The organism is Rhizobium oryzihabitans (assembly GCF_010669145.1).
GTDB lineage: Bacteria > Pseudomonadota > Alphaproteobacteria > Rhizobiales > Rhizobiaceae > Agrobacterium > Agrobacterium oryzihabitans.
In genome coordinates, this window is the sequence record NZ_CP048632.1 from 3,158,475 (window position 1) to 3,170,969 (window position 12,495).

Below are 12,495 nucleotides of genomic sequence, written 5' to 3' on the forward strand. Positions count from 1 at the left end.
TTTCGATGTGCCATCACACGATGGCGTCGTCTTCCTCGACGATAACGGAAACCGGGAAGTGATCGGAGAACCCACCAAGGTTGACGTTTTTGACCGCATCGCCTTTCGACAGGCCGAAGCGGATCGGCCCCTCATTCTTGCTGTGGCTGACCATGGCGGCAATCGCTTCGATTTTTGCCGTCTCCTCGCGCGCCTTGAAGCCGCTGCTGCCGGTCAGAAGCGATCGGGAAACGAGGATCTGATCGAAGATATTGGCGTCTCCGTTGAAATAGAGCGTGCCATAGATCGTTCTTGCCGTGCCGACGGAATCCACCACCGGCTGGCGCAGGTAATTCCATGTGAGATTGTAGAACATGGCCGATTGCGAGTTTTCGACATCGTCGCGCTCGCGGGTGGAATTGGCGTGGTAGCGCAGCGATGCATCGGAAGGGTCGTCGTTGAAGTCGCCGAAGGCGACAACGGCGATGTCGTTGCCTTTCTCTTCCCTGATACGCTGATGCCAGTAGCCCAGCGTTTCACCGGCGGTCATGCGAAAACCGGCGCTTTCCACCGCGCCGCCCGAGCGCGACGGCCAGTGGTTGGAGAGCGCGATAAGCTGGCGGCCGCCCTTGGTGATGAAAGTGCATTGGGTAATGTCGCGCGTGCCGGTGCGGCGCATCACGAAATGGCTGAAAATCTCGTTCTCGTTGATCAGCAGCTTTTTGCTGTCATAGATGAAGGCGGTATCGATGCCGCGCTGGTCCTTGCTGGAATCAGCATGCACGACACGATAAGAACGTGCGGGCATGAGGTCGTTCAGATGTTCTGCCAGCGTCTCCAGAACGAAGCGGTTCTCGACTTCGCAGACACCGAGCAGATCCGGTCCCGCGCCGCCGATCTGGCTTATGATCAGACCGAGCTGCTTGACCTTGGTCTTGAACAGATCCTCCGTCCAACCCTTCAGATCGTTCTTCAGCCGCTCGGCAATCCACGGCTCGCGCGCCGGATAACCCTCCGGCGCAAACAGGTTTTCCACATTCCAGAACGCCAGGACATATTGGGCCATGATCCGCACACCTCCGGTTGGTTTTTCAAGCCTAGTGGAAGTTTTTGCCATAACAACTTGAAATTGTCATGAAGGCCAGCGGATGGCGAAATTTCCCGTTCCCGGCCTCATTCGACCGGAGGGATGACACCCTTCGTCAGGAGGAAGCAGCCATAAAACCGGGTCTCGCCTGTTGTGATGACGCAATAGGCCTGTTTGGCTTTTTCGTAGAAGGCGAAGCGTTCGATGCCGTACATGGGGGCCGATTTTCCTTCCGCCGCATCGATTTCCTTCTGCACTTCGGCTTGCACCGGCTCCAGCTGATCCGGCGCTCCCATCACTTCCATGCGGCCGACCGAAGGCTGCAGCGGCGTATCGAGCGGCAGGACGGACAGGATGGCTTTCATGGCGCGGGCTGCGGAGACGTTGTCGATATGCAGTACCTTGCCAACGGTCGTGTGGCGGGCAACCGAATCGGAGGGGAAGTTGGTGTCGGAGATCACCAGCGTATCGCCATGCCCCATGGCGCGCAGCGCGTGCAGGACATCGGCATTCAGCGCCGGGTCGATATTTTTCAGCATGTCGTCAAACTCCCATGATGCTTTCGCCATGTTACGGCGAGCGCAATCCAGCCGGAAAACCATGCTGCGTCAATCGCAAAGGTGTGATTGTGAAGCTTTGCGCAAGGGTGTATTTGGCTTTGTCCGCAAAATCGGGCCTCAACAGGGGCCGGTTGCGGGCAATGTGCAGGGAGGCAGAAATAATTCGAAAAACTGATAAGTCAGTATTGCTGACGTATCGACATTTCTGTAAAGATGCACGCATAAAAACGACACAAGAGGAAACGTACCCATGCTCAATTGGGAACAAATTTTCGCCACGCGCTCTTCGCGCATGAAAGCGTCCGAAATCCGCGAGTTGCTGAAGCTGCTCGAGCAGCCCGATATCATCTCCTTTGCCGGCGGTATTCCGGACCCGGCTCTCTTCCCCGCAGAGGAGTTCCAGCAGGCTTATGCGGAAATTTTTTCGGGTTCGCAGGTCAATTCGGCGCTGCAATATTCGGTGAGCGAAGGTTACAAGCCGCTGCGCGAATGGCTGGCGGGCGAGATGGCCGAGATCGGCATCGACTGCACGGCCGACAACGTTTTCATCGTTTCGGGCTCGCAGCAGGGTCTAGATTATCTCGGCAAGCTGTTCCTGTCGCCCAGGGACACGGCGCTGGTGACATGGCCGACCTATCTCGGCGCGCTTTCCGCTTTCAACGCCTATGAGCCGAATTACGACCAGCTGAACCCCGGCGGCAACCGCACGCCCGAGGCTTACCGCGAAACTGCAGCCAAGCTCGGCGGCGCGGTGAAGTTCGCTTATCTCTCTGCCGATTTCTCAAATCCGACCGGGGAAACTGTTGATCTCGCCGGCCGCGAAAAGGTTCTGGCGCTGGCCGACGAGCTGGATATCGCCGTCATCGAAGACGCCGCCTACCAGTCGCTGCGTTATGATGGTGAAGCCGTTCCGCCGATCATGGCGCTCGACATCGCCCGCTCGGGCGGCATCGAAAACACCCGCACCATCTATTGCGGCAGCTTTTCGAAGACGCTCGCACCCGGCCTTCGCGTCGGTTACATCGTCGCGTCTGCGCCCGTTATCCGCAAGCTGGTGCTGATGAAGCAGGCCGCCGACCTGCATTCGTCGACGATCAATCAGATCGCCATCGAACGTGTCGCCTCGCGCGGCTTCGACAAACAGGTCGCCAAGATCAAGGCCGCTTACAGCGCACGGCGCGATGCGATGCTGTCGGCGCTCGACAAATACATGCCGAAGGGCACGCACTGGACCAAGCCGGAAGGTGGCATGTTCATCTGGGTCACCCTGCCGGAAGGCATGGATGGCGCCGCACTTCTGGCGAAATCCATCGCCACGGAAAAGGTCGCCTTCGTTCCCGGTCGCGCTTTCTTCGCGGATGGCTCCGGCACGAATACGTTGCGCATCAGCTTCTCCTGCGCCAACGAGGCGATGATCGAGGAAGGCATGATGCGGCTTGGCCGGTTGATCGCAACGGCACAGGCGGAAACGGGCGAGGCGCTGCCGGCGATTTGAGGGCGGCGGCTTACGGCAGCGGTGGAGGGTGCGGCTTCACCCCCTCTGTCCTGCCGGGCATCTCCCCTCAAGGGGGGAGATCGACTCGCGGTTAAGGTATCGCCTATCGCAACAGTTGAAAATGAAGTGCTGTCAGCGCCTTTTGCCGATCTCCCCTTGAGGGGAGATGCCCGGCAGGGCAGAAGGGGGGTGAGCCGCAAGCGCCAAGGTGCATTGTTACTCCTAACCGCGATGGCCCCACAGATTACACCCCAAAAATCCTGCCTGTCACATACATGTTATGCAATCATGTTTTAGCGGTCCCACCAAACAACAGGGACTGGACCCATGAAAACGCTGCTCTCCGCTTTCACCGCCATCGTATCGCTCGGCTTCATCGCCACCGCCGCCAATGCTGCCGATCTGGTGCTTTATACCAGCCAGCCAAACGAGGACGCGCAGGCGACCGTTGACGGTTTCAAGGCCGCCAATCCCGGTCTCGAGGTTGAATGGGTGCGTGACGGAACGCCGAAGATCATGGCCAAGCTGATGGCTGAGATCAATGCCGGCAATCCGGTTGCCGACGTGCTTTTGATCGCCGATACCGTGACGCTGGAGCGCATGAAGCAGGCTGGCCAGCTTCTCGCCCACAAGTCTGCGGAAGCCAAGAATATCGACGCCTCGCTCTACGATGCGGACGGCTTCTATTATTCCACCAAGCTCATCACAACAGGCATCATGTACAACACCGCCGCTGCGATGAAGCCGACCAGCTGGAAAGATCTGGCCAAGGCGGAAGCCAAGGGTCTCGTGACCATGCCGAGCCCGCTGACCTCTGGCGCAGCGCTGATCCACGCGCAGACGCTTGCCGCCGCAAACGGCCTCGGCTGGGATTATTACAAGCAGCTGAAGGCCAATGAAGCCATTGCCGGCGGCGGTAACGGTGCGGTTCTGAAGTCTGTCGCTTCGGGCGAAAAGGCCTATGGCGTCGTCGTCGACTATATGCCGATCCGCGAAAAGGCCAAGGGCGCACCGGTCGAGTTCGTCTTCCCGGAAGAGGGCGTTTCGGCCGTCACCGAGCCGGTTGCGATCATCAAGGGCACCAAGCACGAGGAAGCGGCGAAGAAGTTCGTCGATTACGTGCTGTCCGAAAAGGGCCAGCAGGGCTTCGTCAAGCTCGGTTACATCCCGGTTCGTGCCGATGCCGGCATGCCGGAGGGTTTCCCGGCCCGCGACAAGATCAAGGTTCTGCCGCTCAGCGCCGCTGATGCGCTGAAGAACTCCGAACAGGACCTGAAGATATTCTCCGACATCTTCGGCTCCAAGGGCTGATATAGCGGCATGTCCCGATCAAGTGCCTATGGAAACAGCCAGCCGCGCTGGCTGTTTCCTTTTGTGGTGAGTGTTGTTTTTGCACTCAGCGCCCTGCCGCTCGGCCGGCTCGCCTATACCGGCATCCTGTCGTCACTCAATGGCGACATATGGCGTCTGCTCGCCGATCCGGCCCTTTGGGATGCGGCGCTGAACACGCTGTCCACCTCGTTTTTAGGCATGCTGATTTCGCTGGCGATCGGCGGCGCCTTCGCGCTTGCGCTAACGCTTTGCGACATACGCGGCAAGTCGATCCTGAGCTTCCTGTTCATGCTGCCGATGATGATCCCGCCGCAGGTGACGGCGCTGTCGTGGATCGGCATGACCGGTCCCTCGAGCACGCTGTTGAAGGCCATCGGCCTTGCGCCGCCGATGGGATCGCCGCAGCCGCTTTATTCCATTGCGGGCATCGCGCTTTTGCTCGGCGTGCAGCATGCGCCCCTTGTCTATCTGTCGCTGCGCGCCGGTCTGCTTGCTTTGCCGCAGGACGGCATCGAGGCCGCCAAGCTTTCCGGTGCCTCGCCACGCCGCGTGCTGTTCGATATCATCCTGCCGCTCTCCACGCCGGGATTGATCGCGGGCGCGGCGATCTCCTTCGTGTCCAATGTCGGCAATTTCGGCATTCCGGCAATCCTTGGCATTCCCGCCTCCATCTTTACCCTGCCGACGCTGATCTACAGCCGCTTTGCCAGTTTCGGGGCGAGCACCTTCGGCGATATCGCCATTCTCTCGACGATGATCGCCATCATCTCCGTGGCCGGGCTGGCACTTCAGGAGCGGGCGATGAAGGGCAGGGACTATCGGATCATCGGTCTTTCCGGCAAGGCTGCGACCTTTGGGCTGTCGCGCTGGCGGCCGGTTACGGAACTTGTGCTCTGGCTCGTCCTGTTCTTCATGCTGGTCGCACCGCTCGCCGCGCTGGTGGCAAGTTCGCTCGCCCCCGCCTATGGCGTGCCGCTTAGCCTCAAGACCGCGACGATGCATGCCTATGAGGAGCTGCTCTACCGGCAGAGCGTGACCCGCACCGCCTTCCGCAACTCGCTGTTTCTGGCAACAGCCACATCCCTCTGCCTGCTGGCGGTGACGGTGCTGACGGCCTATTTCCTGGTGCGCGGCAAGAGTCGTTTCATGTTCCTGCTGTCGGCGCTGGTGGATATTCCCTATGCACTGCCGGGCGTGGTGATTTCCGTGTCCTATGTGCTGCTTTTCGCAGCCCCCATCCCGCTGCTCGGCGTCACGCTTTACGGCACGATCTGGATCATCCTGCTCGCCTATTTCTCCTCCTTCTTCGCCGTCAGCCTCAAGCCGATGGTCAGCGCATTCCTGCAATTCGACCCGTCGCTGGAAGAGGCGGCAAGGCTCTCCGGCGCCGGGTTCTGGCGGCGGCTCAAGGACATCATCCTGCCGCTGGTCGGGCCTGCCGCGGGCGCCTCCGTCATCCTCGTTTTCCTGATCGCCTGCAACGAACTGACGGTTTCGGCGCTCCTTTGGTCCGCCGGCACGCAGACGCTCGGTGTGCTCATCTATAACCTCGATGACAGCGGCAGCTTCGATCTTGCCTCCGCACTTTCTGTGCTGGTCGTCATCATGGTGATTTTCCTCATGGCTCTGCTCGAAATTCTGGGGCGCTATCTGCCGAAAGGAGTGGTCCCTTGGCGAAACTGATCCTCAACCGTCTGACGAAAAGCTTTGGAGCCGGTTCGAAACCCGCCGTCGATGACGTGTCACTCATCGTGCGCGAGGGCGGTTTCCTCGCCTTGCTCGGGCCTTCCGGCTGCGGCAAGACGACGGTGCTGCGCATGATCGCCGGTTTCGAGCAACCGACTGATGGCTCCATCCTGCTCGGCGAGCGGGTGCTGGCGGATGCTGGAAACATGGTGCCGCCGGAGCGGCGCAACATGGCGATGGTGTTCCAGTCCTATGCGCTGTGGCCGCATATGTCGGTCGCCGACAATGCCGGTTATCCCCTGAAAGTGCGCGGCATTTCGGGAGAGAAATATCGCGAGAAGGTGCGTCAGGCGCTGGCAGCCGTGCGCCTTGAAAGTTTCGCGGACCGCCGTCCAGCGGAACTTTCCGGCGGCCAGCGGCAGCGTGTGGCGCTGGCCCGCTGCCTCGTTACCGAACCTGATGTGGTGCTGCTCGATGAGCCGCTCGCCAATCTCGACCGGCATCTGCGGCAGGAGATGGAAGAGACGTTTCGCGAGTTCCACATCCGCTCCGGCGCAACGATGATCTATGTCACCCACGATCAGGCCGAAGCCATGGCGCTGGCGACTGATGTCGCCGTCATGTCGCAGGGTAAGCTGTTGCAGGTCGCGCCGCCGGCGGAGCTTTATGCGCGGCCGGAGGGCCGGCTCGTCGGCTCGCTGGTGGGGCAGGGGTCAATCCTCACCGTGCCGGTGCCGGAAGGCACCTTTCGGGATCTCGACTGGGCGACACTTCGGGCGGCTATGGAAAGCGGCCGGCAATTGCCGCAGGCTGACATTCTCGTGCGGCCGCAGGATGTGGTGCGGGATGCGGAGGGCATCACCTGCACCGTCACCTCGGTTCTCTATGAGGGCGAGCGTTATGCCCTGCGTCTCGACTTGCCGGACGGGCAGGTGCTTCGGGCGTATTCGCGGGAAGCTGTTGCAATAGGTGATCGTCTGTCGGTCGCCATTCGTGCGGCGTGGCGGCTTTAGGGTGAAAAGGGTTACTCCCTCATCCCTGTGCCTGTCACAGGGATCCATTCAGCCCAAGTCCTTGGGCTGAATGGACTCTTCTCGCCGCGCGGACGCGCGTCGGCTGGATTCCTGTGACAAGCACAGGAATGAGGGTGGAGTATGCTTCAGCGTGCGGAGTCCTACGGTCCATTGTGGTTAATCTGATCGAACGCGATTTGCCTCAGGCTACTGGCGAGGTGGAACGGGAGCGGTTAAGCTTTCCTTGCAGCAATAGGATTGATTCATGTCGCTTCGGCTCGCCACCTTCAATATCGAAAATCTCCTCACCCGCTTTGATTTTACCGGCTTTCGCAACCAGACGCGGCGCGACAGGGCGATCCAGCTTTTCGATATCAGGGACGAGGCGACCTATCAGGCGTTGGAAAGCGCGCGGACAGTCTCTTCCACCGACGATACGCGCCAGCTTTCGGCGCTCGCCATCGCGGATGCGGATGCCGATATTCTCTGCCTGCAGGAAGTCGACAACATGGCCGCCCTGCAGGCTTTCGAATATGGCTATCTCTACCGGATGGTCGGCAACGGCTACCTCCAGAAATATCTGGTCGAAGGCAATGACAGCCGCGGCATCGATGTCGCCGTCGTCATGCGCGAGGAGACGCGTGACGGAGACAAGATCGAGGTCATCGACATCAAGAGCCATGCCGCGCTGACCTACCGCAATCTCGATCTCTTCAACCCGGCGCTGGCGACAACCAACCAGATCGACGACAAGATTTTCAAACGGGATTGCCTGGAAATCGATCTGAGGATCGGCGGCAAGCCGCTGACGCTCTACGTGACGCATTTCAAATCCATGACCAATTCCCGCGATCCGGTCGATGCCCGGCTCGCCACCATGCCGGTCCGCGAGGCGGAGGCCATGGCCGTTCGCCGCATCATTGAAAACCGCTGGGGTGCGGGCAATGCCCGCAACAAGAATTTCGCCATCTGCGGCGACATGAATGATTGTCAGGAACGCATCGCGATTTCCGGCGACCGGCGCAACGGTTACAGCTTTACGCCCGTCGAGGAGGCGAGAAGCGCGCTTGATATCTTCACGGCTGATGAGTTTGTGATCAATCCGATGTCGCGCCGCGACGTCATGGATCGCTGGACGCTGTATCATTCGCGGGGCCCGCAGGAGCAGCACCTGTGCCAGCTAGACTATATCTGGCTTTCCCCGCATCTTGCGCAGATCAATGCGAGGAGGGTTCCCGAAATCATCCGCGCCGGCCAGCCTTACCGTACGGTTTTTCCGCCGGGGCAGGAGGTGGAGCGTTATCCGCGCACCGGATGGGACCGTCCCAAGGCCTCGGACCATTGCCCTGTCGTCATGACGCTGGATCTGATCTGATCTGTCACTACAGACTGACTAGCCGTTGGCGACCTTCGGAAAGTAGGTTGCCCAGACCCTGTTGCGGCCCGCACGCTTGGCCTCGTATAGCCGGTCGTCCGCAATCGCGATCAGCTCGTCCCAGCTGTTGATCGTGCGCGCTTCCTGCCAGACCACGCCGAAACTCGCCGTCAGCGACAGCCCGCTTTGTTCATCGATGATCTGCGCTTCGATCAGGCGGCGCAGGCGATCTGCCGTGGCCGTGGCCGTGGCATGGCTGACATCCTGCAGCACGACCACAAATTCCTCGCCGCCATAGCGGGCCAGAATATCGTGCTTGCGCAATGCGCTCCTCAGGAGCCCGGCGGTTTTTTGCAGGGCGAGGTCACCCATGGCGTGGCCATAGCGGTCGTTGATCGATTTGAAATGATCGATGTCGACAATCATTACGCCCAGTGCCTGAAGCTGGTCCTCGCCGGTCAATATTGTGCGAACGGCTTTTTCCAGCGCGCGGCGATTGAAGACGCCGGTCAGCGCATCGGTTTCGGAAAGCGTGCGCAACTGTTCGGCCAGCGCGCGCTGCTGGTTCTCCATTTCCCCCTTCTGGCGAAGCTGTTCGCGCAGGAAATCGAGTTCCTGGAACATCTTCTTCACTTCCGGGGCGACCCTGTCCTGACAGAGAGCCTCTGAAAGATCGCCCGCGGCGATCGCGGCGATCTGCGTTCTGACGGATTGCATGGGCTGGAACAGCGCCGTCCTGTAGACCGACGCCAGCCGCAGCAGGACAAGAACAGCGATGCTGGCGATAAGGAGCGAAACCCCGCCATAGATCAGCGCCTCCTGCTTCTTTCTCTCCATTTTGGCCCGGGTTTCCGCGAGAATGAGGTCGCGCAGCGTATCTGAGGTCCGCATGCCGAGAATATAGTTTTCGGAGAATCCGCGAACGCTGGGGCGGGCGGACGGCATGACGATCGCAATCGTGTTCTGCGCATAGCGAAGCGCCTGGCCGAAATAATAGGTCTCAAAATCGCGAAACGCCTTGTCCAGGCGCGGTGTCGACAAATAAGCGGCGGTATAATTCCACAGCGACGATTTGAGCAGCATGAGGCTCTGCATCTCGGTGTCGAACTTTGCGCGATAGCTTAGCTGGTCCTGTCTGTTCGCCTGCAGGCTCATGACCACGTAGGAGCCGAGGCGGCCGATCCTGTCACGCATCACACCGGCTGTACCCGTCATCGCAATGTCGATCGCGACATCCGGCGTCTTCATGATGATGGACCGTGCAGCCCTGCCGCGAAGCAGATTGATGCTATCCGCCGCCTTGAACATCGATTTAATGGCATTGGCCATGGCACTTTGACTGCGCGCGGCGGGCGGAAGCGCTGCAACCTGATCCACCGCCTCTCGCGATTGCGCCAGTTTTCGGCGGGTGTCGGCAACGGCTTTTGCAAGTTCAGGCTGAGTCGCGATCTCCACGGCGAAAGAGGCTTCCAATTGAGACAACTTGTCGTCCGTTGCCTTGCGCGCCGCCGCAAGACCCTCGACCAGCTTAACATCCGCAGAGGTTGCTCCCATCAGATTGTTGGCGGGGCCGCGCTCGGCTGACACCAGCCATGCGGATTGGAGAGCGGTTTCGAAGCGGGTGAGCTGCTCGGAATTGTTGCGATAGCGCAGGTAGTTGGAGACGCTCGGCAGCGCGGCAAGGGTGGCCAGCAGGATAGAACTCACGGCGATGATGATCGTGCCTGTCAGCTGTATTTTCTGTATGCTCGCGCGCATCTGATGCGTTATTCCTGCTGGAATGGTTATGGTTTATCGCAATCTTAGCCGCCGCACGTAAATACTTCGCTTATTTTACAGGGTTTTCGCCACGATTGCTTCCATGTCGGCCAGCGTCCGACACGGTGTGGAAAACACCTCCAACGAGGGTGTGCGGAGAATTTTCGCTTTACACCAACTCAGAATCTGATAGTTGGCAAGGCACTGGCTTGCCCTTGTAGCTCAGTTGGTAGAGCACCTGATTTGTAATCAGGGGGTCACGAGTTCGAACCTTGTCGGGGGCACCAGTATTTCTTTTATTTTTCAATACTTTACGTGATTTCTCAAAAACTTGCATTTTACAGCATGTCGCGCATTTTACGTTTTGTTGCTAGCGTGTTCCCTTGCTGATGGCGTCGATGACTTCCTGTCCGGCCAAATAATGACGCCGAATAATTCCCTCCGCTTCCTCCCGAGAGTGCCCGGAAATCTCAGCGATCAGCTGAACCTTGTCTTCATGTGATCTGTCCAGATGCGCATAGGCGTAGGTGATGGCGGTGCCTCGCAGATCGTGAAACGTCACCCCCTTGATGCTCAGTCGCGCCATTTCCTTGCGCCATGAAGACTTGAACCCGCTCGGTGTCCAGTTCTGGCCGAAAGAGTTCACCAAGACGCGCTGTCGGCTGGTTTCCTTTGCGTCCTGCAATATTGGCAGGATTGCCGGCGCTGCGGTTATGCGCACGCGCGCGCCTGTCTTCCCCTGTTTAATCGATACTCTTTGACCGTCGAAGGCGATCATCGGCATTGAAAGTATGTCGGCCTGCCTCTGCATGGTCCAAAGGGCGATACACGCCACGTTCCTGATGTGTGGAGCGGCCTTCGTAAGAACGGTGTTGATCTGGTCCATCGTCCACACGGAATCCCTTCTGGTGCCTTCGTGAAGATGCTCCACGCGCTCCAGTGGATTGCGAAGGATGGTTTCATTGTCCTTTGCCCATGCGAAGACACGCGCCAAAAGCCCCATATGCATGTCAGCAGAGCGGGGGCGTCCTTCATCGTGTCTCGCCACTCGAGGAATATCTTTCGGCTTCCTCGGGCTTCTATGGCTGAAATGGGGAATTTCTCGAATTCGGTCTTGATGGCGCCGAACATCCGCTCGTAGTCTTTGCGGGTGGTTGTCGCGAGCGACTTGTATTTTGCGGTTCCGCGGAATTCCTCGATCAGAGAGCTAATCGTTCCCTGCACCGTGAAGGTGGGCCGATCTCGCGTGAGGCGAACGAACTCATGCGTGAAAGCCTTTGTGCCAGGCTTAGACATGATGCGCGGCGCTCCCTTGCCGCGCCACGCATAGTAGTAGGTTACTGTGCTGCCGTCGGCCAGTCTGGCTTTGACCTCATGCACGCCCACTAGCTTTCCTTCCATCCTGCCAATCCCTCAAAGCTTTTTCTGCGGTATCATCTTCTTTTTTCGTTGCCGCAAAGCTCTTCGGGGCGAACTCGATTTCACCCGATGGGTGCATGACAACCCGGACGTTGTGCATCGCTGCGGCCGATGCAGCATCCGCGATTTCCGATTTGGTGTAAGTGCGTGCTCTACTCATGGGCCGCTATCCACATTGTTTCCACAGGGCGACCCCCCGCTCCTTTCAAGCGCCGCTCTGCACCCCTGCATGAGATGGTGTCGGGATTTCTTTTCCCAATCGGCAAGGTCGGTCTGGTATTGCTCTTCGACCCAGAGGCGAACGGTTCCGCTTCTCGTGGCAATCGGGGTATGGGGGCGGTCGATGTTGTGGCGCTCCACATATTCATCGAATTTACCGCTCTCCAGCCATTCGTCGGGAACCTTGGAGGCTTTCAGCGCGGCCTCTCTGCGGTCCATGGCGTCCATCTGGCGGGCGCGGACGCACAAGTCCAATCCTTCGGCAAGAAGCTCTCGGCATGTATCGCAGCCCATCAGCTACCCTCCGATTGCAGGGCTACCGGCTTCAGCTTGAAAAAGTCATCAGCCGCAACGGTTGCGCACCCGAGCGAGTGAGCGAGATGCAGAATGTTTTCAGACGACGGCTTTCCCGAATACACTGTATAAAGGTGCGCAGCGGCGGTCATCAGCATCATGATTGCATCTGCCGGATCAGTGCCGGCTCGTTGACAAATCGCTTTGGCAGCGGCTTCAACGGCAAGAACTCTGGCTTGCGGGTCTTTTGGAACTTTTCCTTTGATCTCGACCTGCAT

The 12,495-nt window shown here is 59.2% G+C and carries 12 protein-coding genes and 1 tRNA gene; 6 read left to right on the plus strand and 7 right to left on the minus strand.

What is annotated here, in order from left to right; genetic code table 11:
• Window positions 1-13: 13 nt before the first annotated feature.
• Both G3A56_RS15815 and G3A56_RS15820 read right to left on the minus strand, forming a co-directional pair.
• Window positions 14-1,045, minus strand: coding sequence for an endonuclease/exonuclease/phosphatase family protein (locus G3A56_RS15815; protein ID WP_082182592.1), 1,032 nt, complete (start codon window positions 1,043-1,045; stop codon window positions 14-16).
• Between the two features lie 107 nt (window positions 1,046-1,152).
• Window positions 1,153-1,605, minus strand: coding sequence for an RbsD/FucU family protein (locus G3A56_RS15820; protein ID WP_082184469.1), 453 nt, complete (start codon window positions 1,603-1,605; stop codon window positions 1,153-1,155).
• A gap of 271 nt (window positions 1,606-1,876) precedes the next feature.
• Here G3A56_RS15820 and G3A56_RS15825 point away from each other — a divergent pair, with 271 nt between their 5' ends.
• From G3A56_RS15825 to G3A56_RS15845, 5 genes are all read left to right on the plus strand, one after another.
• Complete coding sequence (locus tag G3A56_RS15825; RefSeq protein ID WP_082182591.1) at window positions 1,877-3,121, plus strand: aminotransferase-like domain-containing protein; 1,245 nt, start codon at window positions 1,877-1,879, stop codon at window positions 3,119-3,121.
• Window positions 3,122-3,448: 327 nt separating this feature from the next.
• A complete protein-coding gene (locus tag G3A56_RS15830) occupies window positions 3,449-4,432 on the plus strand; it encodes an ABC transporter substrate-binding protein (RefSeq protein ID WP_082182589.1) in 984 nt (327 codons plus the stop codon).
• A gap of 9 nt (window positions 4,433-4,441) precedes the next feature.
• A complete protein-coding gene (locus G3A56_RS15835) occupies window positions 4,442-6,136 on the plus strand; it encodes an ABC transporter permease (RefSeq protein WP_082182588.1) in 1,695 nt (564 codons plus the stop codon).
• Complete coding sequence (locus tag G3A56_RS15840) at window positions 6,124-7,152, plus strand: ABC transporter ATP-binding protein (protein ID WP_082182587.1); 1,029 nt, start codon at window positions 6,124-6,126, stop codon at window positions 7,150-7,152. Before G3A56_RS15835 ends, G3A56_RS15840 begins: the two co-directional genes overlap by 13 nt.
• Before the next feature lie 265 nt (window positions 7,153-7,417).
• Window positions 7,418-8,527: an endonuclease/exonuclease/phosphatase family protein gene (locus G3A56_RS15845; protein WP_137067551.1), complete on the plus strand. Its 1,110-nt coding sequence runs from the start codon at window positions 7,418-7,420 to the stop codon at window positions 8,525-8,527.
• An 18-nt stretch (window positions 8,528-8,545) separates the two neighbouring features.
• Here the strand turns inward: G3A56_RS15845 and G3A56_RS15850 are convergent, their stop codons facing one another.
• Entirely contained in the window at window positions 8,546-10,285 is a 1,740-nt protein-coding gene (locus G3A56_RS15850; protein WP_082182586.1) for a GGDEF domain-containing protein, read from the minus strand.
• 211 nt (window positions 10,286-10,496) lie between these two features.
• On the opposite strand from G3A56_RS15850, the gene G3A56_RS15855 reads away from it, so the two are divergent.
• A tRNA-Thr gene (locus G3A56_RS15855) sits at window positions 10,497-10,572 on the plus strand.
• Between the two features lie 83 nt (window positions 10,573-10,655).
• On the opposite strand, the gene G3A56_RS28925 is transcribed toward G3A56_RS15855, so the two are convergent.
• The 4 genes from G3A56_RS28925 to G3A56_RS15875 all read right to left on the minus strand — a co-directional run bounded on the left by G3A56_RS28925 (window position 10,656) and on the right by G3A56_RS15875 (window position 12,495).
• A complete protein-coding gene (locus tag G3A56_RS28925; RefSeq protein WP_246231018.1) occupies window positions 10,656-11,171 on the minus strand; it encodes a tyrosine-type recombinase/integrase in 516 nt (171 codons plus the stop codon).
• Window positions 11,172-11,657: 486 nt separating this feature from the next.
• Complete coding sequence (locus G3A56_RS15865) at window positions 11,658-11,864, minus strand: hypothetical protein (RefSeq protein WP_164056505.1); 207 nt, start codon at window positions 11,862-11,864, stop codon at window positions 11,658-11,660.
• Window positions 11,861-12,217, minus strand: coding sequence for a hypothetical protein (locus G3A56_RS15870; protein WP_164056507.1), 357 nt, complete (start codon window positions 12,215-12,217; stop codon window positions 11,861-11,863). Before G3A56_RS15870 ends, G3A56_RS15865 begins: the two co-directional genes overlap by 4 nt.
• A complete protein-coding gene (locus tag G3A56_RS15875) occupies window positions 12,217-12,495 on the minus strand; it encodes a hypothetical protein (RefSeq protein ID WP_164056509.1) in 279 nt (92 codons plus the stop codon). Before G3A56_RS15875 ends, G3A56_RS15870 begins: the two co-directional genes overlap by 1 nt.

Coding starts and splice junctions, on each gene's coding strand:
- G3A56_RS15865 (WP_164056505.1), bottom strand. CDS start 11,864: ATGAGTAGAGCACGCACTTACACCAAATCGGAAATCGCGGATGCTGCA.
- G3A56_RS15875 (WP_164056509.1), bottom strand. CDS start 12,495: ATGCAGGTCGAGATCAAAGGAAAAGTTCCAAAAGACCCGCAAGCCAGA.
- G3A56_RS28925 (WP_246231018.1), bottom strand. CDS start 11,171: ATGGACCAGATCAACACCGTTCTTACGAAGGCCGCTCCACACATCAGG.
- G3A56_RS15835 (WP_082182588.1), top strand. CDS start 4,442: ATGTCCCGATCAAGTGCCTATGGAAACAGCCAGCCGCGCTGGCTGTTT.
- G3A56_RS15870 (WP_164056507.1), bottom strand. CDS start 12,217: ATGGGCTGCGATACATGCCGAGAGCTTCTTGCCGAAGGATTGGACTTG.
- G3A56_RS15850 (WP_082182586.1), bottom strand. CDS start 10,285: ATGCGCGCGAGCATACAGAAAATACAGCTGACAGGCACGATCATCATC.
- G3A56_RS15820 (WP_082184469.1), bottom strand. CDS start 1,605: ATGCTGAAAAATATCGACCCGGCGCTGAATGCCGATGTCCTGCACGCG.
- G3A56_RS15815 (WP_082182592.1), bottom strand. CDS start 1,045: ATGGCCCAATATGTCCTGGCGTTCTGGAATGTGGAAAACCTGTTTGCG.
- G3A56_RS15825 (WP_082182591.1), top strand. CDS start 1,877: ATGCTCAATTGGGAACAAATTTTCGCCACGCGCTCTTCGCGCATGAAA.
- G3A56_RS15845 (WP_137067551.1), top strand. CDS start 7,418: ATGTCGCTTCGGCTCGCCACCTTCAATATCGAAAATCTCCTCACCCGC.
- G3A56_RS15830 (WP_082182589.1), top strand. CDS start 3,449: ATGAAAACGCTGCTCTCCGCTTTCACCGCCATCGTATCGCTCGGCTTC.